This window comes from Stenotrophomonas sp. LARHCG68 (assembly GCF_052871705.1).
In genome coordinates, this window is the sequence record NZ_JBIXJV010000003.1 from 482663 (window position 1) to 504717 (window position 22055).

The window sequence follows — 22055 nt, forward strand, 5'->3', positions numbered from 1 at the left end:
CTCTTCCGCCCGCGCCCGCCGGATGCGGTCTGCGTCGGACAAGGTTCCATGACCTCCCCTGTTCAAACTGCTGTCCCCTCGTTGCTGCAGCTGGAAGGCTGGGGCATGAGCCGTGGCCGCCGTACGGTGCTGGCCCACCTCGACCTGACCTTGGACCGCCCCGGCATCGTGGTGCTGATGGGTCCCGGAGGCACCGGCAAGTCCTCGCTGCTGCAGGCGCTGTCGGGCCAGCACAACGCCCACGGCGAACGCTGGGGGCGGCTGCTGTTCAACGGCGCACCGCTGGAGGCCGCGCAACGGCCGCCGGTGCTGGTCCACCAGCAGCCACGCGAACTGGGCTTCAGCGTGCAGGAAAACCTGGCCGCCGCGCTGCGCCAGCATCCCGGGGGCAGCCAGCACATCCTGCGCGAGGACATCGTCGCGCGCCTGCAGGCACTGGCCGCCGACGCCTTGGTCGAGCACCTGTCGCACAGGGTCATCGACCTGCCGCGCGTGCTTGCCCGCCAGTTGGCCATCGTCCGCGCGGCCTTCAGCGGCAGTCCGCTGCTGCTGATCGACGAGCCCACCAGCGAGCTGGAGCCACACGAAGCCGAGGTCGTGCTCGGCCTGATCGAGCGCCTGGGCCGTGACCATGCCTGCCTGGTCACCCTGCACCACCAGGGCCAGGCCCGTCGCATCGCCTCGCGGGTGATCCTGCTGGCCGGCGGCCACGTGCAGGTGGATGCCGACACGGCCGCCTTCTTCAGCAACGCCATGCAGCACCCGGTACTGGCGCAGTTCCTGCGCACCGGCAGCTGCCATGTGCCGGCGCCGGACGCGCGCGCCGAGGAACTGGCCGACAACGTGCCCCCCCCTGCCCCGCTGCAGGTCGCTCCCTCAGCGGAGGTTGCGCCGCCACCCGCTCCGGCACCCGTCGTGCAACCGGTCAGCCTGCCGGCGACGCCGTCGCGCCGTGGCCCCAATGGCTTCCATTGGCTGGTACCCGGCAAGCTCGCCGGTTGCCCGATGCCGGGCGTGGTATTCGCAGCCGACCACGACCTGGCCCTGCTGCGCGGCATGGGCGTCACCGTGCTGGTCAACCTGACCGAAAACCCGATGCCCGACGCGCTGCTGGCCCCGCACGGCCTGCGCAGCTACCACCTGGGCATCGCCGACCGCGGCGCGCCGCCGCTGCTGTGGGCCAAGCTGCTGCTGGCCAAGATCGAGGTGATGCTGCGCGAGGGCGAAGTCGTCGCCGTGCATTGCCTGGCCGGGCTCGGCCGCACCGGCATGGTGCTGGCGGCATGGCTGGTCCGCGAAGGGCTCACCGCCGACGAAGCGCTGCGCCGCCTGCGCACCCTGGAACCGGGCTTCGTGCAATCGCGCGAGCAGGAAGACCTGCTGCACGCCCTCGAAGAAAACCTGCTGATCCGCGCCTGCTGACCCTCCCTTTCCGCACGCGGGCCTCCCCGGCCCGCGCGCATTGCGTTTGCCTCCCCCTCAAGGAACCACCCCCATGTCCCTCGATACCACCCTGCAACAGGCCGTTGCCTCCGTTCCCGAATGCGTGGCCGCCGGTTACGTCGACATCAGCTCCGGCATGCTGCTCTCGGTCCGTACCGTCGATTCGCATCCGCGCGAAGTGCTGGACCTGGTCGCCGCCGCCACCGCCGACCTGTACCAGGGCCCGAACATCCGCAGCATCGAGCAGATGTTCCGCCGCGCCCGCGGCCTGCAGGAGCAGGAAGGCGCGCATTACTTCCAGGAAATCATCGTCAACAGCGAGAACCTGATCCACATCTTCATGCGCGGCAAGCGCTACCCGGACTACGTGATGGTGTTCGTCTGCCGCCGCACCGCCAACCTGGGCATGGCACTGACCCGCTCGCGGCTTGCGATGCCGGGCATCGAAGCGGCCATCTGACCCGCTTGCGCAACGAACAAGGCCACCTCGCGGTGGCCTTGTTCGTTGATGCCGGAGGTGGCGCGCTCAGTGCTGCACGCCGTCCACCTCGCGCAGGTCCTCGCGCAGGATGCGCCGTACTTCCAGCACCGCCTCCGGGGTTTCCTGCACGCTGTGGCCGGAGATCACCACCTTCTCCGACAGCGCGCCGTCCAGGTGCGCGCTCCAGTACGGCACCAGCCCGTCATCGGACTGCGCGGTGGGCACGTCGGCTTTGCGCTGGGCGATGATCGAGTGGTACTTCAGGCCCGGCGCGATCGGCAGGTCCGCCGACTTCTGGATGAAGGGGTCGCTGGCCTTGAGGTTCTCGATGCTGTTGCCGACCTGCGGTTCCTTCGGCTTCTTGCCGGCCTCGCCGGGCTCCTGCAGCTCCAGGAACACTTCGCCGAACTTGCCCAGGATGGTGAACGGCAACCGGACCAGCCGGCCGATCATCCGCCCCAATCTGTTGCCCGCCGCATCGGTGCCCTTGTGCGGGGACGCGATGAAGATCGCCCGCTCCACGTTCGGCTGCGGGGTGAAGTTCAGCAGCGGCCCGAGCCGGCCCTGCACCCGCGTCAGCCGCTCGCCCTCCAGCTTGAAGCGCTGCACCGCGTCGTTCCACAGCACATCGCCGGAACTGCTGAGCATCAGCCGCGCGATCACCCCGCCCATGCTGTGGCCGATGAACACCATGTCATGCGTGGCCGGCGCGGTGCCGTTGGGGTCGAAGTGCTTCAAGGTCTGGTTGAACGCGTTGCTCACCGTGTACCGGTTCAACGCAATCGGTGCGTTGGTCGGGTAGTACACCGACCACACCTGGTAGTGCCGCCGCATCTCCGGGTCGCCCATGATCTCGTTGGCCAGGTTCACCCAGGCCTCCGGGCTGCTGGCCAACCCGTGCAGCATGAAGATGATGCGGCGGTTCGGGTCGTACGGCTGCATCAGGTAGATATGCGGCTCGCGGATGCCCTCGCCGCGTCCAAACAGCGTGCGCAACGACTCGGTGGCGAACCCCGATTGGGCAAGCCACACGCCGTAGGCGGCGGTGAAGTTCGCCGCCAGCGGCACTTCCTGGCCGCGCAGCATGATGGTGCTGGTGAGGTCGGGCGAGTACGCCTCCAGGCGGATGTCGCGTGTGGCCAGTACTTCCTCCAGCGTGTCACCGCTAAAGTACAGCAGCGTGGTCGCGTTGATCGCCGGCATCTCGCTGAACACCGGCAGGGTCGGCCCGCCCTCGCCTTCCACCGGCACCGCCAGCGGCGCTTTCTCCAGCACCACCACCAGCTCGGCGCCGAAACCGTCGCGACGGTAGGAACTGCGCAGGCCGGCAAAGCTCACCGACGAGGCGGCCACCAGCTGGCTGGGGATGCCGGTCAGGTTGAGCTGGTCGAACTCGCTGCGGATGGTCCAGCGGTCCACCTGCACCGGCTTGGTCAGGTCCTCGCCTTCCAGCGCCCGCGCCTTGCTGCGCTGGAACACCACCGACGAGGCCTGCTCGGTGGCGTAGTTGTAGTAGTCACGCACCTGGGTGAGGCGGTCTTCCAGTGCCCGTTGCGCCGGCGTGCGGCCGCTGAAGAACAGGTACGCATAGGAATAGCGCGCCGTTTCCAGCCAGGCATCCAGTGCCGCGGGCGACAGCTCCGGCGGCTGCCCGGGCTTGGACTTGGGCGTGACCGCCAGCGCCTCCTGCATCCACAGCTCGGCCAGCGTCGAGAGCCGTTGCTCGGTCTGCAGCCCGTCGATGGTCGCCACGGTCTGCCGGCAGGCCGGCAGGTCCTTGCCGCAGGCACTGGCGGTCAGGCCGATCACCGACAGCGCTTCCTGCGACAGCGCGCTGAGCTTGCCGTCGGTCAGGATGTCACCGCGCTTGAGTGCCACGTGGTCGGTGGCGGTGACCGACTTCATCTTCACCATCGCGCAGCCGCTGGACAGCAGCAGCGCCGCGACCGCCATCACCGGCAGCAGCCGGCGCATCCATGCTTGCGCAGTGGGACTCATGGAACGTTTCCTTGGGGGGAGATACCGGGTACGCCCTGGCGTATCCGTGCCGAGAAATCGGGGCCATCATCGGCCTGGCGTGCCCGCTGGGTGATGCGGCCAAGCCGGTGCAGGTGCTCGTAGGGAACACCCGGGGTCAGCCCGCCGACATCCTGCGCATATTCGGCCAGGTAGCCGGAGGCCAACAAGCGGTAATCCAGCGGCAGGCCCGGCACGATGCGGCGCATCAGCTCGAACACCACCGTGGTGCAGTTGCTGGTAAGCGTGTTGTAGAACGCCGGGGCCTGCTCCAGCGCCTGCCCGCGCTCCACGTAGAAGCGCAGCAGCTCGCGCATCTTCTCCGGTGTCAGCCCCTGCAACCGGTACAGGTAGACATCCTCGCCGCGCACGTTGCTGCGCACCTGCACGATGTCGCGCTCGTCCGAGGCCACCAGCACCGCCTCGAACTTGCGGAAGAACCCGCCCAGCGCCGAGAACGACTCCCCCTGCTCCTTGCGGATCTCCAGCGAGAACACCAGCTGCCGGCCATCGGCGAAGCCGAAGGACACCAGCGTGTGGGCGATGGCCGGGCCCATCCAGTAGGACAGGATCATGTCCACCGACTGCACCTGCGACAGGTCGTACTCGCGCCGCTCCCAGCGCACGTCGTAATCGGTCTTGCTGCGCCACTGGAAGTCGCGCACGTTGTCGATCACCAGCCGATCGCCCTCGATGCGCGCGTGCAGCGGCTGGGCCACGTCGTCGGCCCAGTCACGATCCTGCTGCGGGGTGATGGTCGACCACCACGCCAGCATCAGCGCGAACACCCCGCCGAACACCGCCAGCGAATGCCAGCGCCGCCGGGGCGAAAAACCGGCGCGCACCGCCCATACGCTGGGCACGCACCACACCAGGATCGCCACTACCCGCGCCACCACGCTCCCGGGGAACTGGTACCACAGCGCGAAGCCGCCCCAGATACCCACCAACAGGCAACACAGCGCCAACATCGCTCCGCCCACACCACCCAACACGCGGCGCATGCGCTGCTTCCCTTCCTGGACCACACCCACCTCCGCACGACCGTGCACTGGCTATCGGCGGCTACCCACCGCCCTGGAATACCCTGCCCGCCAGGCCAGGGACACCGGCCCCTCGCGGGCGGGCGTAAAGATAGCCTGCTGAATGCGGAAAGCCGAGTGAAACCGCCCAGGGCCCTGCCCGCCGAACGGGAACCGGCGTCCCTGACCCGGAGGCCGGGACGAAACAACGGCCATTCCCCTCGCAGCGCAGCCCGGATAAACCCGGCGCACCGGGACCGGCAATCCCGCCACGCACCTCGCCCCGGTTAGCGCCGCAGGTACGCCATTCCCACCGAACGCGGGGCGGTGAGGACAAACCCGAACTGCGCATACAGGTCCTGCGCCTGCCCATCTGCGATCAAGCTGACATAGCCACTGGCCGGCACCTCGGCTTCGACGTACTTCATGATCTCGCCCATGATCCGCTTGCCCAGCCCCTGCCCCTGGTGCGCGGGCAGCACCGCGATATCCACCACCTGGTAGAAACAGCCGCCATCACCGATTACCCGCCCCATCCCGATCACCTCATCGCCGTGCAGCACCTGTACCGCGAACAAGGTATTGGGCAAGCCGCGCTCGGCCGCCGCATCGCTCTTGGCACTCAACCCGGCACCCACCCGAAGCGCGCGGTACGTCTGCACCGAAGGCGTCTGCAGCAGGCAGGAATAGGAAGCCGAAGGATTCATTCATTGCACTCGCGATGGGGGAATACGGGGCTGCAAGTAGACGCCGACTGGCGCCTGAAGTCGATGTGACGCCGGTGGGGCGCCAAGCTGAGCGCCCAGCGCCACTCGTTCGAGGGAACGCACGGCACCCGGACGCTCGACGTTCCGAGCACGCGGCCTGCAAGTCAGAGTGGGTGCCTCGCACCCGCATGCGTCATGGCGCCCCTGCGCTTACCGGCTACGCCACCCGCCGACGCTGGCCAGGCGGTTTCAACACGACAGTCCGCCGCAGACCAGCAGGGTGACGCCGCATTTCAGTGGATATTCGGCCCTTGGATCCCGTCCTCCAGCCACGCCTCGATCTGCGGCAACAACGCCACAACGGAGGCCGCCAACTGGTCGTACTGGCTTTGCTCACTGCCGAAAGCCTTGAAGCTGAAGCCGCGGAAATCCTTGTGCTGCTCGGTATCGATCAGGCGCTTTCTCGACAGCGGGTCCGTCTCGAATACCCTCTTCGGCGCTTCGCCGGACTCCGGATCAACCCAAGCGGCGGGAACGCGGCTGAACTCCAGGATGAAGCTGCCGCCATACGTCCAGTACTGGATCGACAGGAAGTCGCGGTGAGCGTCACTGGCGCGAACGAAGTGAGCCACGCCGCTGCCGCCGAAGCCGAGTTGGCGCAATGCGGGCAGCAGGACGTTCTTGATTGAAATGGCCATCAGTTGGCCGGGGGTTTTCACGCAGTCGCATCCCTTCATGAACCATTGCCGCAATCAGACCCCGGTACAGGCGCCTTTGCCAACATGAACCTGGCTCTGACCCCTGTTCCCGGAAACAAATCGCCCCTCAGTTTTCCGACGGCCCCTTCAGCTCGATCGTGTTCCCGTCCGGGTCGAGGAAGTACAGCGAAAGGCCATCGCCCTCGGCACCGAAATTGACCTCGGCCTTGCCCACCGCCGAGACGCCGTGCTGTTCAAGGTGAGCGACAAGACGGGCCTCATCGAACGGCTCGATGCGCAGGCAAAGATGATCGACATTCCGCCCCTCCTTCCCGGCCGCCGCGCCACCGCGCGACCCCAGCGGACCGTCCAGGCTCACCAGGTCGATCATCGACGCACCGGCACGCAGGTGAACAAGCCCCAGATGCTCACGCCGCCGGACAACCTCGCAGCCGAGTACGGCCCCGTAGAAACCAATGCTCCGCTCCAGGTCACCCACCCGGAACACCACGTGATCGATTCGCTGCACGACAAAGGGGTTTGGCATGGAAGGCTCCTGTGGGGGCCATTCTGCACGGTTCCAGTTCGGAACGTCATTCAGCAAGACATAGTTCTGTCCAACGTCCTCAACCCTCTCCAGCACACCGAGCAGCCTGCGTCGTTCGCAGGGACTCGAGCAGATACCGGCAGGTCATTACATGCGCGCGGACGCGGCATTCAAGATTCTTCCATATCAGCACGTCCGCGTCGGCGAAGTTGGCAAGAAACAGACGAATAATGACAACGCGGCAGTCATTGCGCGTGGTCGTCACAAATTCGCGACCAAAGCGCCGCCGGAGTTGAAGGTGGCGCGCAACGGCGAATAGCGCACGATGTAGAAGGGGATCGGCTGGCGAGTGCCCCCGTGAACAAAACCCCGGCAGCGGAAGCGACATAGGAAATCGCGAAACCGCGTCTAGCCAAAATTGGTCACGGTCAAGATGGACAGAAGTTTCGCAACGTTGCCAAGGCGCTGCCGGGGCCTTTCCTATTCTAGGCTTGGTGCATGCAATCTGACATCGCATTGCGTGTCGCTAGAAGCTGGTTGCTCCTAACTGGTTCGTTGGCGACGTGGGCAAGCAACTGCGCGGCAATGTAGGAGAGCGAGTTTGTTGTTCTGAGCATCCAAGCCAACAACTCAGGTTCAAAGCCGTCAAGCGATCTGACCATAAGCCTCAAACCACCATGCGTATATGAATTCAGAGCATCCCACGCTCGCTCTTTCAACGCCGACAGCGATTGTGCAAGCACGCGCTCCGCAGGCGACGCGGCCAGTTCCTCAAGCATTTTGTGGACATTGGGAAACTCAGCCGGCTCTTTCCGAGAATTGCTACCCGGCTGTGACCCGAACGAATCAATCCATTTATCGGGCGCAGCGTAGAACACCCATGACCCTCGCAGCACGGCCTCATATTGCAAACGCACAAGCGCCAAAGCTGACGTTGGATTGTCAACGGATAAGAGGTGCTGAAAAGCAGAACCATGCTCTAACGCAATGCGTCCATAGGAGAATGCAGCATTGTTGCGCGCACTGGGTGGAATAGCGCGCTCTGCTTCACCTTGCAATACGATGCGCAGCGCATTGTGAAAGGTGTCAGACCTATCAAGCAGCACGGCAATGTCTTTGATCACGCTAGCTACCTAAGTAGTACCCGCAGGAAGTTCTAATGCCAAAGTTCTATTCGCAGACATTCACCAAGAACAGCGGTCAAAGTCAGGTTGTGGAAGAACTCTGCTCTGCCGCCGCGGTTTTCGTCGCGCGACGAATACGGACGCGACGATTAGGTAGCAGCAAGCCCGCACTCCCCAGAAGACGTGCGGAACCCAACCCTCACCGATAGCCCGAAGTCGCGCTCTACATCGACAACACCCAGCAGAGCACTGGCTCCGATCTTGTATCGTAGATCCCGGGCAACAAAAAAGCCGGCACTGGGCCAGCTTCTTCTATTCGCTTGGTGGGCGGTACAGGGATCGAACCTGTGACCCTTGCCGTGTGAAGGCAATGCTCTACCGCTGAGCTAACCGCCCGTGTTGCGAGCCGCTCATTATAGGGGCTTGAGCGAGCACGTCAACGGTTTTCACAAACAATCTTCACATCGTCTGCGTGGGCTTGTCCGAGCCCGAGGTGCCGGCCAGCAGCGTCTCGATCTTGTTGCGGATGCCCTCACCGTCCACGCCGTCGGCCAGCTGCACGCCGATGCCGGCCTGGCGGTTGCCCTGCGCGCCCAGCGGGGTCACCCAGACCACCTTGCCGGCCACCGGCAGGCGCTCGCTGGAGTCCGGCAGGGTCAGCAGCAGGAACACTTCATCGCCCAGGAAATAGCGCTTGGGCGTGGGCACGAACACGCCGCCGTTCTTCACGAACGGCATGTAGGCGCTGTACAGCGCGGCCTTGTCCTTCACTGCCAGCGACAGGATGCCCTGGCGTGCGTTCATCGCACTCATCGATTGGTCCCCTTGGATTGCATCTGGTTGGCCGCGTTCCACGCCAGCAGCAGCTCTACCACGGCGAGGTCGGCGCGCACCGTGGTGCGCAGCAGGTCGCGGGTGCGGTTGGCCGCATCAAACCAGGCGGCCAGCTTGTTCAATCGCGCCGGATCGGTCAAGCCGTCGGCAGCCTTCTTCAGGGCCAGGTCGGCGGCATGGCGCAGGCGCAGGTCGGCGTGCTCGTCGCCGGTCCAGCGCTGGGCCAGTTCGACGCTGCCCAGCTTGCCCAACGACAGCTGCTCCAGCTCGCTGGCCACCTGCCGGCGCAGGGCCATGCCCTCGCCCTGCAGCCACCGGTCGGCCAGCGCCGGGTGGCCGCGCGCGGCTTCCAGCGCCTCGCGCGAGACGCCCTCGGTGTAGCCGCGCGCCTGCAGCCAGGCCAGCGCTTCCTCGCGCGGCGGCAGGCGGAACTCCAGCCGCTGGCAGCGGCTGCGGATGGTCTGCGGCAGCCGTGCTGGGTCGGCGCTCACCAGCCACAGGTAACGGCCGGGCGCCGGTTCTTCCAGCGTCTTGAGCAGGGCGTTGCAGGCGGCGCGGTTGATTGCATCGGCCGGATCGACGATCACCACCTGCGCCACCCCGTACTGCGGGGTCAGCGCCAGCTTCTGCGAGATCTCGCGGATCTGCTCGATGACGATCTCGGTGCGCAGCTTGTCGCCGGTCTTGTTCGGGATGAACGAGGTCAGCTGCAGGTCCGGATGGGTGCCGGCGGCGATCAGCTGGGCATTGCGCTGCCGGGCGGCGGCATCGACGCCATGCCCAAGCACGTGCTCGGCCAGCTTCAAGGCCACCGCGCGCTTGCCCATGCCCGCCGGCCCGCACATCAGCAGGCCGTGGCCCAGCCGCCCGGCGTCGAGCGCGGCCACGGTCTGGTCATAGGCGCGTTGCTGCCAGGGGGCGAAGGGCTCACTCATGCACGCGCTCCTGTTCAAGCCAGTGGCTGACCGCGCCGCGCACCTGGGCGGCGACGGCGGCCTGGTCCTGGCTGGCGTCGATCAGGCTGAAACGCTGCGGGTCGTTCTGGGCGCGCTGGCGGAACTGCGCACGCACGCGCTGGAAGAAGTCGTCCTGCTCGGTCTCGATGCGGTCCGGCCACAGGTCGCGGCCATTGGCGCGGGCGCGGCCGACGGCCACGTCCACGTCCAGCAGCAGGGTCAGCCCCGGCTGCAGGCCAACGGCGCGCTTTTCCAGGTCGGCGATCCACTGCGGGTCCAGGCCGCGGCCGGCGCCCTGGTAGGCGTAGCTGGAATCGGTGAAGCGGTCGCTGACCACGAACGCGCCGCGCTGCAGGGCTGGCCGGATCACCTGCCGCACATGCTGGGCGCGCGCGGCGAACACCAGCAGCAGCTCGGCTTCCGGCGATAGCGGCTCGCCGGCGATCTCCGCATCCGGCGTCAGCACCAGCCCGCGGATGCGCTCGGCCAACGGCGTGCCGCCCGGCTCGCGGGTCAACACCACTTCATGGCCCTGTGCCCGCAGCAGGTCGCGGATGGCGTTGATCGCCGTGGTCTTGCCGGCACCCTCGCCGCCTTCCAGGCTGACGAAACGCGGATGCCGGAGCAACGCTTGGTTCATTGTTGTACTGCCTCGTTGTTCTTCCCGCGCAGCCGCTGCAGGTAGCGTGCGACCGCGGCGTTGTGTTCGGCATAGGTGGCCGAGAACGCATGCGCGCCACTGCCGTCGCCCACGGCGACGAAGTACAGCGCATCCCCTGCCGCCGGCCGGGCGGCGGCGTGCAGGGCATCACGGCCCGGCATCGCGATCGGCGTCGGCGTCAGGCCGGCGCGCGTGTAGGTGTTGTAGGGCGTGTCGGTGGTCAGGTGCACCTTGCGGATGTTGCCGTCATAGGCGCTGCCGATGCCGTAGATCACGCTCGGGTCGGTCTGCAGGCGCATGCCCATCTTCAGGCGACGGGCGAACACCCCGGCAATCTGCGGGCGCTCGCTGGCCAGGCCGGTTTCCTTCTCGATGATCGATGCCAGCGTCAGCAGCTCGTACGGCGAGCTGAGCGGCAGGTCATCGACACGGTCGGCCCAGGCCGCGGCCAGTTCCTTCTCCATCGCGGCATGGGCGCGCTGGAGCACGTCCACGTCGGTATCACCGCGCTGGTAGACGTAGGTTTCCGGCAGGAAGCGCCCTTCCGGGTGCTGGTCCGGGAAGCCCAGCGCCGCCATCAGCTCGCTGTCGCTCATCTCGGTGGTGGTGTGCCGCAGCGGGTCGGCGCGGTTGAGCGCGGCGCGCAGCTGGCGGATGTTCCAACCCTCGACGATGGTCACCCGGTACTGCAGCACCTTGCCCTGGCGCATGTTGCGCAGCAGGGCCTCCGGGGTGGGTGCCGGTTCCAGTGCGTACTCGCCGACCTTGATCTTGCCGGCCGCATCCAGCTCCCGCGCCAGCCACTGCCATTGCAGGTCATGGCCTTCGTCGATGCCGGCCGCGCGCAGCTTGCCGAGCACGGTACTGAACGAATCGCCGGAAGCGACCACCACGCTGGGCTGGCTCGGGGTCAGCGGGGTCACGGCGAAATCCACCTGCCGCACCCACACCAGCGCTACACCCGCAGCGCCGGCCAGTGCCACCAGCAATACCACCACCGCCAGCACTGCCAGACATCCGCGCTTGGCACCCGCCATGGTCACCCCGATCAATTCAATCCGGTGCGCAGGATACCGCGTGGCCGGCAACGCCGGCCAAAGGCAGCCTTCATTCGACCGGATCCAGCGCCCGCAGCAGGCCGCGTGCCTTGGCCCGGGTCTCGTCCAGCTCCTTGGCCGGGTCCGAATCGACCACGATGCCGGCGCCGGTGCGGAACGTCGCCGCCGCGCCCTGCACCTCGGCGGTGCGGATCAGGATGTTCAGGTCCATGTCGCCGTCCCGGTTCAGCCAGCCGAAGGCACCGGTATAGGCCCCGCGCGCGGTCTGTTCCAGCTCGGCGATGATTTCCATGCAGCGCACCTTCGGGCAACCGGTGATGGTGCCGCCCGGGAAAGTGGCGGCGATCACCTCGCCCGGCGTCACCTCCGGACGCAGGCGGGCGCGCACGTTGCTGACGATGTGGTGGACATGGGCGTAGCTCTCCACCGTCATCAGTTCATCGACCTCGACGCTGCCGGCCGCGGCGATGCGGCCCAGGTCGTTGCGCTCCAGGTCGATCAGCATCACGTGTTCGGCACGTTCCTTCGGGTGGCCGACCAGCTCCTGGATGCGCGCGGCATCGTCGTCCCCGGCGAACCGCGGGCGGGTGCCGGCGATCGGCCGGGTCTGCACCACGTCACCGCTCACCGATACCAGGCGCTCCGGCGAGGAGCTGACCACCGCCCGCCCGGCGGCGACGAACAGGCCGGCGAATGGCGCCGGGTTGGCGGTGCGCAGGCGCGCATACAGCGCCTCCGGCGGCAGTGCCGCGTCGAAGTGCGCCTGCCATCGCCGCGACAGGTTCACCTGGAACACGTCACCGGCATGCAGGTAATCAATCACCCGGCGCACGCCATCGGTGAAACGCTGGCCGGCGTCTTCTGTGATGTCCGCCGGTGCCTGCCAGCGCGGCAGCGGCGCCAGCGCGGTGACGTCCTGCAGGTGCTGCTGCAGGTCGGCCAGCAGCCCGGCATGGTCGTCCTCGGCCACCGCCACGCAGCGCCCGCTGTCGCGCTCGCGCAGGATCGCGGCGGGGCAACGCAGGGCCACGGCGGACGGCAGGCCATCGGCGCGCGCCGGCAGGTTCAGGATCGGCTCGACCTGCCCGGCCAGTTCGTAATCCAGCAGCAGCGCCCAGCCGCCGCGGAACGGGAATTCAGCGAACAACGGCGCGCGCGCGGTGCGCAGTGCCTGCCAGTGCTGGTCAAGGACGTCGAGGAAGGTGCCGGCCAGCACGCTGCCGTCTTCACGATGCACCTGGCCATCGGCCTCCAGCCGCAGCTGCCCGCCGTCGGCGATCAGCAGCATGTCCCACTGGCCCTGCTTGCCGGCAGCGGTGGATTCGAGCAGGACGGGATAGCGATGCGGCGCGAGCCGATGCAGCCCCAGCAGGTCGGTGTCGGCGTGCAGGGGGAGGATGTGCATCGTGGGCCCGAAATGTCAGAAATGCAGGCTATTCCCTTCTCCCGTCTGCAGGAGAAGGTGCCCGGAGGGCGGATGAGGGGGAGCTGCTAAAGCCCTTAAAAAAGACGCCCTCACCCCAACCTCTCTCCCGCTTGCGGGAGAGGGGCTTAAAGCTTAGATGCGCTTGAACACCAGCGTGCCGTTGGTGCCGCCGAAGCCGAAGCCGTTGGACATCACCACGTCCACCTGTGCCTTGCGGGCCACGTTCGGCACGTAGTCCAGGTCGCAACCTTCGCCCGGCTCGTCCAGGTTGATGGTCGGCGGGATGATGCCGGTCTCCAGCGCCATCACCGAGAAGATGGCTTCCACGCCGCCGGCCGCGCCGAGCAGGTGGCCGGTCATCGACTTGGTGGAGCTGACCAGCAGCTTGTAGGCATGCTCGCCGAAGGCGGTCTTCATCGCCATGGTCTCGCCCAGGTCGCCCAGCGGCGTGGAGGTGCCGTGCGCGTTGAGGTAGCCCACCTGCTCCGGGGTGACGCCGGCGTCCTTCATCGCCGCAACCATGCAGCGGGCGGCGCCTTCGCCGTTCTCGCTCGGCGCAGTCATGTGGTACGCGTCGGAGCTTGCGCCGAAGCCAGCCAGCTCGCAGTAGATGCGTGCACCGCGCGCCTTGGCGTGCTCGTACTCTTCCAGGATCAGGATGCCGGCACCGTCACCCAGCACGAAGCCGTCGCGTTCCTTGTCCCACGGGCGCGAGGCCTTTTCCGGCGTGTCGTTGCGGGTGGACATGGCCTTCATCGCGCAGAAGCCGCCCAGGGCGGTCGGCGAGGACCCCCGCTCGGCGCCACCGGCGACCATCACGTCGGCATCGCCGTACTGGATCATGCGCATCGCCGTGCCGATGGAATGGTTGGACGTGGCACAGGCCGACACCGCCGAGAACGACGGCCCCTTCAGGCCGGTGATGATGCTCAGCTGGCCCGGCAGCATGTTGATGATGGTCTTGGGCACGTAGAAGGGCGAGATCTTCTTGCCCTCGTGGAACTCGATGGTCTGTTCCTCGATGCCCAGCAGGCCACCGATGCCGGCGCCGACGATGGCGCCGATGCGCTCGGCATTGGCCTCGGTGATTTCCAGGCCCGAGTCATGCAGCGCCATGAAGGCGGCACCCAGGCCGTAGTGGATGAACGGGTCCATCTTCTTGGCATCCTTGCCACTGACCCTGAACTTGCCGAACAACGGGTTGTCGGCGGTGATGTCGAAATCCTTGACCTCACCTGCGATCTTGGTGGTGAAACGTTCCAGATAGGCATCTGCAACGTTCGTCAGCGGGCCAATGCCCGAGCGGCCATTGATGATGCCTTCCCAGCTGCTGGCCAGATCATTGCCCAGCGGCGACACCATGCCCATGCCGGTAACGACGACGCGACGACTCATTGCGGATTCTCCTGGCCCCGTTCACGGGGGCGGGGGTTGAAGCGGTGAAAAGCACAGGGCCGCATCCGCGGCCCCATGGATTTGCAACGCGGGCGGAAGTTCATGCCGGCCGCGTTCTGTCAGGCGCGAATTACGCCTTGACGTGCGCCTTGACGTAGTCGATGGCAGCCTGGACGGTACCGATCTTCTCGGCTTCTTCGTCCGGGATTTCGCACTCGAACTCTTCTTCCAGCGCCATCACCAGCTCGACGGTGTCCAGCGAGTCTGCACCCAGGTCATCGACGAACGATGCGCTGTTGGTGACTTCTTCTTCCTTGACGCCAAGCTGCTCGACAACAATCTTCTTGACGCGTTCTTCGATGGTGCTCATTGGATATCGCTCCAGATGGAGTAGTGGTTCAAAAGACGCCACCACGTGGTGATGGCCGTGGGATAGTGTAGTGGAAAGCGCCGGGCCGATGCATTCTGGCAAAAAACCCCGGCGATCAACCACTTGGGTGCAGTCCCTGCACCACACGCTTACGGCATGTACAGCCCGCCGTTGACGTGGAGGGTTTCGCCGGTGATGTAGCTGGCCGACGGGCCGGCCAGGAAGCCCACCGCCTTGGCGATGTCCGCCGGCTCGCCGAGGCGGCCCAGCGCGACCTGGCCGAGCATCGCCGCCTTGGCATCCTCGGGCAGGTCCTTGGTCATGTCGGTATCGATGAAGCCCGGGGCGACCACGTTCACGGTCACACCACGGCTGCCGATTTCCTTGGCCAGCGACTTGGAGAAGGCAATGATGCCGGCCTTGGCCGCGGCGTAGTTGGCCTGGCCGGCATTGCCGGTCACGCCGATCACCGAGGCGATGTTGATGATGCGGCCCTTGCGCGCCTTCATCATGCCGCGCATCACCGCCTTGGAGGTGCGGTAGACGCTGGTCAGGTTGGTGTCGAGGATGGCCTGCCAGTCCTCGTCCTTCATGCGCATCAGCAGGTTGTCGCGGGTGATGCCGGCGTTGTTCACCAGGATGGTGATGGCGCCGAACTCCTTGCTGACCGCCTCGATCAGCGCGTCCACCGCGCCGGGCTCGGTCACGTTCAGGGCGCGGCCGTGGCCGCCCTGCGCGGCCAGGCGTTCGCCGATGGCGGCGGCGCCGGACTCGGTGGTGGCGGTGCCGATGACGGTGGCGCCCTGGGCGGCCAGTTCGTCGGCGATGGCGGCACCGATGCCGCGGCTGGCGCCGGTGACGAGCGCGATTTCACCCTGCAATGGCTTGCTCATGCGGTTTCTCTCTTCTTTCAGGCGGCGCCGCGGTGGCGGCAGCCGTTCACGGCCGGACGCAGGTTGCGCCCGCCCTCATGCCCATGGGATCAGTTGGCCCACTCTTCCAGCGCACCGGCGAAATCGGCCGGGGTCGCCAGCGAGCGGCCTTCGATGGTCTTGTCGATGCGCTTGACCAGGCCGGTCAGCACCTTGCCCGGGCCGCACTCGGCCACGCGGCTCATGCCACGGGCGGCCAGCGCCTGCACGCAACCGGTCCACTGCACCGGCTGGTACAGCTGCTGCACCAGCGCCTGGCGGATGGCATCCACGCCGTCATGCACCTTGGCATCGACGTTCTGCACCACCGGCAGCTGCGGCGCGCGCCAGTCCAGCCCGGCCATCACTTCGGCCAGGCGGTTGGCGGCTTCGCGCATCAAGGGGGTGTGCGAGGGCACGCTGACGGCCAGTTTCACCGCCTTGCGCACGCCCTTCTCGGCCAGCAGCGCCAGCGCGCGGTCGACCGCGTCGGCATCGCCACCAATGACGATCTGGCCCGGGGAATTGAAATTGGCCGGCACCACGACCTGGCTGCCCGCCGCTTCGGCGCAGACCTCCAGCACCATAGCGTCCTCGGCACCGAGCACGGCCGCCATGGCGCCGACGCCGGCCGGGGCCGCGTCCTGCATCAGCTGGCCGCGCAGACGCACCAGGTGTGCGCCTTCACGCAGCGACAAGGCACCGGCAGCGACCAGCGCGGTGTATTCCCCCAGGCTGTGCCCGGCCAGCACGGCCGGCTTGGCACCGCCCTGTGCGTTCCACAGGCGCCACACCGCGATGCTCGCCGCCAGCAGTGCCGGCTGGGTGAACTCGGTGCGGTTGAGCTGCTCTTCCGGGCCGCCCTGCGACAACGCCCACAGGTCCACGCCGGCGCCATCGGACGCCTCGGCGAAGGTTTCGCGGATGTGCGGGTGCAATTCAGCCAGTTCGGCCAACATGCCCAGGGACTGGGAGCCCTGGCCGGGGAACACGAAAGCGAGTCGGGAATCAGTCACGCGGTCATCTGCTGCACTTCGAAGCGGGGCATCATAAGCGCGAACCTGCCCGCTCGTCTGTACTGAAGCGTATGCAGGGTGCTCAGCCGAGCATGCCCAGCAGGTCGACCTGGCCGTCGATCAGCCAGTCCACGCAGACCACCGTCAGCAGCACCAGGCCCAGCGAAGTGGCCGCGTGCAGGGCGAAAATGGCCTGCGCCAGCACCCGGCCGGACCGGCCCGCCCGCTTCAACAGGCGCGCCAGTGACTGCAGCCGCGTGGTCACCTCGTTGGCCTGCTCGACCACCGGCCCCTGCGCCCGCTCCATCGCCTCGATCAGCAGGTCCTGCAGGACCTCGCCGCGGTGGTCGTAGTACTTGGCCACTCCGTAGCCGAACATCAGCCAGTCGCGCGCCTGCGCCGTGGGCAGGTCCATCACTTCCAGCGGGTCCTCCTCGAAATCGAGGAAACCGACGTTCTCGCCGTCCCAGGTCATGTTGCGCGGCAGCGGCTGGCCCAGGTAGGCCCCGCGCGCATGCGCGTCGGCAAGGGTGGCCATGGCGGCCTTCACCAGCCGGTCGCGGCCGGCATCATCGGCATCGCGCATGCATTGGTTGAAGGAGTCGCCGGTATGCTCCAGCAACAGGGCCGCCCGTCCCTCGCCGATGACGGCCGGGACGTTCACCCCCTGCTCGCGCAACTCGGCCAGGCGGCGCGCCTCGATGTCACGCGCCTGCTCGCCACCCCGGTGCGGCGGCGGCCGCAACGCGTCCATGCCGAAACGATGGGCGACAAGGTTCAGCAGGCCAAGGGCGAATGCCCGGCTGCCTTCACCGTAGTACTTGAGCCACGCACGCTGGCCCTCGATAAGAATGGCTTCTGCCATGACGCAACCTCCCGGATCACCCGTGCCGCCGCCTCACGCCGCGGCCGGCACGCAAACCGTGATCAGTAACGCAGCAACGCCGAACCCCAGGTGAAGCCGCCGCCGAAGGCCTCCAGCAGCAGCAGCTGGCCACGCTCGACCCGGCCGGAGCGGATCGCCGCATCCAGTGCCAGCGGCACCGAGCCGGCCGAGGTGTTGCCATGCTTGTCCACGGTCACCACCACCTGGTCCATCGACATGTCCAGGCGCCTGGCCGTGGCTTCGATGATGCGCAGGTTGGCCTGGTGCGGGATCAGCCAGTCCAGGTCGGACTTGTCCAGGCCGTTGGCCTGCAGGGTTTCATCGACGACCGAGTCCAGCGCCTTGACGGCGTACTTGAACACGTCGTTGCCCTTCATGTTGATCTTGCCGGGCTTGTCCAGGCCGACCGACACGCCGATCGGGTTCCACAGCAGCTCCTTCTTGCTGCCGTCGGCATGCAGGTGGGTGCTGAGAATGCCGGTGTCTTCGTCGGCCTTGAGCACGACGGCGCCCGCGCCATCGCCGAACAACACGCAGGTGGTGCGGTCGTTCCAGTCGACGATGCGGGTCAGGGTTTCCGCACCGATCACCAGCACATGCCTGGCGTCGCCGCTGCGGATGAATTTATCGGCCACGCTCAGGGCAAACAGGAAGCCCGAACATGCCGCATTGACGTCAAACGCCGCCGAGCCGGCCGCGCCGAGGCGCGCCTGGATCAGACAGGCGGTGGACGGGAAAATGATGTCCGGCGTGGTGGTCCCCACGACGATCATGTCCAGCTGCGAAGCCTCGATGCCGGCCGCCTCCAGCGCACGCACCGCGGCGTGATAGCCGAGATCGCTGGTGGTTTCGCCTTCGGCAGCGATATGTCGCTCACGGATACCCGTTCGCGACTGAATCCACTCATCGGTCGTGTCCACGATCTTGGTCAGATCGTCATTGGTCAACACTTTCTCGGGCAAGTAACTACCAGTGCCCGCGATCCTCGAGTAGATCCGCTTGCTCATGCTGTTTCCTGTTGCGCGAAGCCGCCCGAAGGCGGCCCCGGAAGAATCGGTGCAACCGCCGCCACGCGTACGTGGCGGCAGTCACGAATCAATCTTCTTCGACGACCGAGGACGACTTGGTCGTGATCACCTTCTTGCCACGGTAGAAACCGTCGGCGGTGATGTGGTGGCGCAGGTGCACTTCACCCGTGGTCGGGTCGGTGGACAGCTGCTTGGCGCTCAGGGCGTCGTGCGCACGACGCTGGCCGCGGCGGGACGGGGTAACACGGGATTTCTGCACAGCCATGGGATTGCTCCAAACTCGGTTCGTTTGCTTCGTCGTTTAATTGCACGGGACGCCAGCGTCCTGCACTACTCGCTTTCGCCGCAGCCGCCGACGATAACCGGCCGCTATTGTTTCTTCAGCGCCGCCAATGCCGCGAACGGATTGGCCTTGCTCTGTTCCTCTTCGGTCGCCGGCCAGTCACGTTCGACCGCCTCGCTCCCCGGTGCCAGCGCCACCACCGGCACCGCCAACACCAATTCATCCTCGACCAGTTCCAGCGGCTGCAGGTTGCCATCTTCCGGCACCAGCAGCGCTTCGTAATCCGGCGGAAGCGCCGATTCCTCTTCCTCGTCGCGGATCAGGCCCAGTCGCTGGCGGATCGCCACCGGCAGCAGGAAACGCTGCATGCTGCGCTGACAGATCAGCGGCAGCTCGGTATCGATGGTCAACTCGACATAGGCTACCTTCAACACCTCGTCGCGCCCAAATTCCAGTGCGTAATGGCACTGCCCTTCGGCATCGGCAACAAGGCCCTGCAGGCGGGGCAAATCGGACAAGGGCACCTGGCCGTCGAAGCACCTGCGTGCTGCGACCATCCGCCAAGCATCCAGCAATTCGGGCACGTTCGCGGACATAAGCTGCAGAATGTTAAGGACCAGGCCCGCCGCTGTCAAACCCGGCGGCAAGGAATCATTGTCACCACGGGCTGGTCGCAGCAGACTGCCACGCCCGGATCCGCCATTTTCCCACATGACCGACCTGATCCTCGCCTCCACCTCCCGCTACCGGGCCGAATTGCTGTCCCGGCTGCGGCTGCCGTTCAGCTCCATCGCCCCCCAGGTGGATGAAACCCCGCTGGCCGGGGAGGCACCGGCTGCGCTGGCCGCCCGTCTGGCGGCGGCCAAGGCGCAGGCCGTGGCGGCCGGACACCCGGGCGACTGGGTGATCGGCTCGGACCAGGTCGCCGAACTGAATGGGGCGCCGCTGGGCAAGCCAGGCGCCGTCGACGACGCCTGCGCGCAACTGGCCGCCATGTCCGGCCAGGAGGTGCGCTTCCATACCGCGCTGTGCCTGGACAATGGCCGCGAGCAACTACAGGCCATGGACGTCACCCGGGTCCGGTTCCGCGCCTTGAACCGCGAGGAAATCCGCCGCTACGTCGACGCCGAGCAACCATTGGACTGCGCCGGCAGCTTCAAGTGCGAGGGATTGGGCATCAGCCTGTTCGAGGCCATCCATTGCAGCGACCCGACCGCACTGGTCGGCCTGCCGCTGATCGCCCTGTCACAGCTGCTGCGGCGCGCCGGCTACGCGCTGCCCTGATCGCCGGCAGCGCAAGCACCCGGGAGAGCGCCCTACTCCACCACGAACGGCTGTTCGGCCCATTCCTCGACGCTGCCGTCCTTGCCGTGCAGGCGCATGCCCAGCCAATGCCGGCCCGGCGCCAGCGGGCGGGTATCCACCCTGGCGTCGAAGCCCACCGCCGGATGGTGCGGGTCATTCGTACCCGGCCACGCCTGGCGGATGTCGAAGACCCGTCCATAGACGGCATCACCGACACTGTGCCCGTCCACCAGCAGCTCCACGCGGTCCAGCCCGACACCGTCCTTGAATGCCCACCCCTGCACGTCGACCACGCCGCGCGCGACCGACGCACCGGCCGCCGGTACATCCACCCAGGCCATCGCCGGGGTGACGCACGGCCCCTCCTGGCGGGTTGCCGGTAGCCGGAACAGCAGGAACCGCTGGAAACCATGGTCCAACGACACCACCCGAGGCGGCGGCAGCGGCCCGACCAGTTCGCAGACCGCGTGATAGCGGGCCAGCAGGTCGCGGTAGCGCTGGTCACTGGGAGCCAGCACCAGCAACTGCGGGTTGTCGCGATGACCATCGCTGACCAGGCCCCACAGGGCCAGCTGCGCGGTACGCCCATGACGATCATTGAGCGGATGCGGCAGCACCTGGATGGACGGATCGTCCAGGCCGAACCCCAGCTCGGAACCCACCTTGAAACTGCCGGCCAGGACCGTGGTGTCGGCCGGCATGTGCTGCAACTCTTCGCGCACGGCCGCGGCCAGCGGTGACCAGCCGGCGAAATTGCGCGGGTAGTACTTGCTACCCGCCATCTCCTGGCGCAGGCCGGGCATGGACACGACCAGGTAATACCCCAGCGCGATGACCAGGCCGATCGCCGCCGTCACCCATACCGCGCGCCGCCACGCCTTCGGCCAATGCGTCAGCAGCACCGGCACCCCGACCAGCAGGGCCAGATATCCGGGTAGCGGCCAATGGAAGCTGATCCGCTCGGCATCGGTGAAGAAGCCCAGCAGGAAGATCAACGCCGTCGAGGCGGCGCCCACCAACGCGAAGTAGCGCCACTGCACGTGATGGAACCCACCCGTAGCCTTGCGTACGCCGCTGATGCCCACCATCACCATGGCCACGAACAGCACCGGCGTGACCATCAGCGGCTGTATCAGCAGGAACAGCAGACCCTCGCTGCTGAACACCCAGGGGTGGCGCTCGATGATCTGGAACTTCAGGCCAGCATCCTGGTTTTCCAGGTTCCACGCCATCAATGGCAGCCATGCCACGATGCCGGTGGCCAGCGCGATCCAGATCCGGGGATCACGCAATACACGCCGCCCTTCCGGCAACAGCACCAGGGCAATGAATCCCACGATGATCACGCCGAGGAACCGATAGTGACTCAGGGCCCCCACCACCAGGCCCAGCGCGAGCAGCAGCGCACCGCCGGCATCCACGCCGCGCAACAGCCGCGCACCCGCCCCGAGGCAGAGCAATGCCGCGATGGCCATCGGCACATCCGGCACCGCCAGGATGCCCAGCGTGGCCGACATCGGCATCAGCAACGCCAGGCAACCGGCCTGCCAGCCGATCCGCCCGCCGAACCAACGCCCGGTGATCCACGCCACCATCCACGGCAGCAATGCACCCAGCGCCAGGAATGGCAGGCGCACGCCGAGACGATGCCCGCCGGCCACTTCCACGCCCAGTCGCGTCAGCCAGGCCGTCAACCCCGGCAGGTCCGAATAGGCCGCCGCAAGATGCTGGCCTTCCTGCCAATAGAACGCTTCGTCGACGAACAACGGCAACCGTGACGCCACCAGGACCTTGACCGCCGTGGCCAACACCCACAACGTCAGGAACATGATGTAGGCGCGGCGCTCCCCCCTGATAGGCACTTACACTTCCTCAAAGTTGCAAGAAT

At 66.8% G+C, this 22055-nt stretch carries 24 protein-coding genes and 1 tRNA gene; 4 read left to right on the forward strand and 21 right to left on the reverse strand.

Annotation, left to right across the window (positions count from 1 at the left end):
• Positions 1-48: 48 nt before the first annotated feature.
• A complete protein-coding gene (locus tag ACIPR8_RS13345; RefSeq protein ID WP_446541341.1) occupies positions 49-1422 on the forward strand; it encodes a phosphatase domain-containing putative toxin in 1374 nt (457 codons plus the stop codon).
• 73 nt (positions 1423-1495) lie between these two features.
• On the forward strand, positions 1496-1903 hold the full coding sequence (locus tag ACIPR8_RS13350) for a hypothetical protein (protein ID WP_132864781.1): 408 nt from the start codon (positions 1496-1498) through the stop codon (positions 1901-1903).
• 66 nt (positions 1904-1969) lie between these two features.
• Here the strand turns inward: ACIPR8_RS13350 and ACIPR8_RS13355 are convergent, their stop codons facing one another.
• The 5 genes from ACIPR8_RS13355 to ACIPR8_RS13375 form a co-directional block, all read right to left on the reverse strand.
• On the reverse strand, positions 1970-3922 hold the full coding sequence (locus ACIPR8_RS13355; RefSeq protein WP_446541342.1) for an alpha/beta hydrolase: 1953 nt from the start codon (positions 3920-3922) through the stop codon (positions 1970-1972).
• Positions 3919-4944 carry a lipoprotein N-acyltransferase Lnb domain-containing protein gene (locus ACIPR8_RS13360; RefSeq protein WP_446541343.1) on the reverse strand — a complete coding sequence of 342 codons (1026 nt, stop codon included), beginning with the start codon at positions 4942-4944 and terminating at the stop codon, positions 3919-3921. Before ACIPR8_RS13360 ends, ACIPR8_RS13355 begins: the two co-directional genes overlap by 4 nt.
• A gap of 305 nt (positions 4945-5249) precedes the next feature.
• Positions 5250-5669, reverse strand: a complete 420-nt coding sequence (locus tag ACIPR8_RS13365) for a GNAT family N-acetyltransferase (protein ID WP_446541344.1) — start codon at positions 5667-5669, stop codon at positions 5250-5252.
• 293 nt (positions 5670-5962) lie between these two features.
• Positions 5963-6388: a hypothetical protein gene (locus ACIPR8_RS13370; RefSeq protein ID WP_446541345.1), complete on the reverse strand. Its 426-nt coding sequence runs from the start codon at positions 6386-6388 to the stop codon at positions 5963-5965.
• Positions 6389-6494: 106 nt separating this feature from the next.
• Positions 6495-6914 (reverse strand): VOC family protein, encoded by a 420-nt coding sequence (locus ACIPR8_RS13375; RefSeq protein WP_446541346.1) that lies wholly within the window; start codon positions 6912-6914, stop codon positions 6495-6497.
• A gap of 151 nt (positions 6915-7065) precedes the next feature.
• Between ACIPR8_RS13375 and ACIPR8_RS13380 the strand changes: the two genes are divergently transcribed.
• A complete protein-coding gene (locus ACIPR8_RS13380; protein ID WP_446541347.1) occupies positions 7066-7233 on the forward strand; it encodes a hypothetical protein in 168 nt (55 codons plus the stop codon).
• Positions 7234-7399: 166 nt separating this feature from the next.
• On the opposite strand, the gene ACIPR8_RS13385 is transcribed toward ACIPR8_RS13380, so the two are convergent.
• The 15 genes from ACIPR8_RS13385 to ACIPR8_RS13455 all read right to left on the reverse strand — a co-directional run bounded on the left by ACIPR8_RS13385 (position 7400) and on the right by ACIPR8_RS13455 (position 19458).
• Positions 7400-8038, reverse strand: coding sequence for a DUF6988 family protein (locus tag ACIPR8_RS13385; protein ID WP_446541348.1), 639 nt, complete (start codon positions 8036-8038; stop codon positions 7400-7402).
• 321 nt (positions 8039-8359) lie between these two features.
• Positions 8360-8434 (reverse strand) — tRNA-Val (locus ACIPR8_RS13390).
• Positions 8435-8497: 63 nt separating this feature from the next.
• The gene (locus ACIPR8_RS13395) at positions 8498-8851 is read right to left on the reverse strand and encodes a PilZ domain-containing protein (RefSeq protein WP_192286521.1); all 354 of its coding nucleotides are present in this window, start codon (positions 8849-8851) and stop codon (positions 8498-8500) included.
• Positions 8848-9807, reverse strand: a complete 960-nt coding sequence (locus ACIPR8_RS13400) for a DNA polymerase III subunit delta' (protein WP_446541349.1) — start codon at positions 9805-9807, stop codon at positions 8848-8850. The genes ACIPR8_RS13395 and ACIPR8_RS13400 overlap by 4 nt, the downstream gene beginning before the upstream one ends.
• The gene (tmk, locus tag ACIPR8_RS13405; RefSeq protein ID WP_446541350.1) at positions 9800-10468 is read right to left on the reverse strand and encodes a dTMP kinase; all 669 of its coding nucleotides are present in this window, start codon (positions 10466-10468) and stop codon (positions 9800-9802) included. Before tmk ends, ACIPR8_RS13400 begins: the two co-directional genes overlap by 8 nt.
• Positions 10465-11526, reverse strand: coding sequence for an endolytic transglycosylase MltG (gene mltG / locus ACIPR8_RS13410; RefSeq protein WP_446541413.1), 1062 nt, complete (start codon positions 11524-11526; stop codon positions 10465-10467). Before mltG ends, tmk begins: the two co-directional genes overlap by 4 nt.
• A gap of 70 nt (positions 11527-11596) precedes the next feature.
• Positions 11597-12952 (reverse strand): aminodeoxychorismate synthase component I, encoded by a 1356-nt coding sequence (locus tag ACIPR8_RS13415; protein WP_446541351.1) that lies wholly within the window; start codon positions 12950-12952, stop codon positions 11597-11599.
• Between the two features lie 153 nt (positions 12953-13105).
• The gene (gene fabF / locus ACIPR8_RS13420; RefSeq protein ID WP_446541352.1) at positions 13106-14368 is read right to left on the reverse strand and encodes a beta-ketoacyl-ACP synthase II; all 1263 of its coding nucleotides are present in this window, start codon (positions 14366-14368) and stop codon (positions 13106-13108) included.
• A gap of 130 nt (positions 14369-14498) precedes the next feature.
• The gene (gene acpP, locus ACIPR8_RS13425; RefSeq protein WP_132864793.1) at positions 14499-14738 is read right to left on the reverse strand and encodes an acyl carrier protein; all 240 of its coding nucleotides are present in this window, start codon (positions 14736-14738) and stop codon (positions 14499-14501) included.
• 149 nt (positions 14739-14887) lie between these two features.
• Positions 14888-15631, reverse strand: a complete 744-nt coding sequence (gene fabG / locus ACIPR8_RS13430; RefSeq protein ID WP_132864794.1) for a 3-oxoacyl-ACP reductase FabG — start codon at positions 15629-15631, stop codon at positions 14888-14890.
• 89 nt (positions 15632-15720) lie between these two features.
• The gene (fabD, locus tag ACIPR8_RS13435; protein WP_446541353.1) at positions 15721-16665 is read right to left on the reverse strand and encodes an ACP S-malonyltransferase; all 945 of its coding nucleotides are present in this window, start codon (positions 16663-16665) and stop codon (positions 15721-15723) included.
• Positions 16666-16747: 82 nt separating this feature from the next.
• On the reverse strand, positions 16748-17530 hold the full coding sequence (locus tag ACIPR8_RS13440) for a serine/threonine protein phosphatase (RefSeq protein WP_132864796.1): 783 nt from the start codon (positions 17528-17530) through the stop codon (positions 16748-16750).
• Between the two features lie 62 nt (positions 17531-17592).
• Positions 17593-18558, reverse strand: a complete 966-nt coding sequence (locus ACIPR8_RS13445) for a beta-ketoacyl-ACP synthase III (RefSeq protein WP_132864797.1) — start codon at positions 18556-18558, stop codon at positions 17593-17595.
• Positions 18559-18646: 88 nt separating this feature from the next.
• Positions 18647-18844 carry a 50S ribosomal protein L32 gene (rpmF, locus tag ACIPR8_RS13450; protein ID WP_132864798.1) on the reverse strand — a complete coding sequence of 66 codons (198 nt, stop codon included), beginning with the start codon at positions 18842-18844 and terminating at the stop codon, positions 18647-18649.
• Positions 18845-18948: 104 nt separating this feature from the next.
• Entirely contained in the window at positions 18949-19458 is a 510-nt protein-coding gene (locus ACIPR8_RS13455; protein WP_313254264.1) for a YceD family protein, read from the reverse strand.
• Positions 19459-19573: 115 nt separating this feature from the next.
• Here ACIPR8_RS13455 and ACIPR8_RS13460 point away from each other — a divergent pair, with 115 nt between their 5' ends.
• Entirely contained in the window at positions 19574-20146 is a 573-nt protein-coding gene (locus tag ACIPR8_RS13460) for a Maf family protein (RefSeq protein WP_446541354.1), read from the forward strand.
• Between the two features lie 32 nt (positions 20147-20178).
• Here the strand turns inward: ACIPR8_RS13460 and ACIPR8_RS13465 are convergent, their stop codons facing one another.
• A complete protein-coding gene (locus ACIPR8_RS13465; RefSeq protein ID WP_446541414.1) occupies positions 20179-22023 on the reverse strand; it encodes a glycosyltransferase family 39 protein in 1845 nt (614 codons plus the stop codon).
• Positions 22024-22055 lie beyond the last annotated feature (32 nt).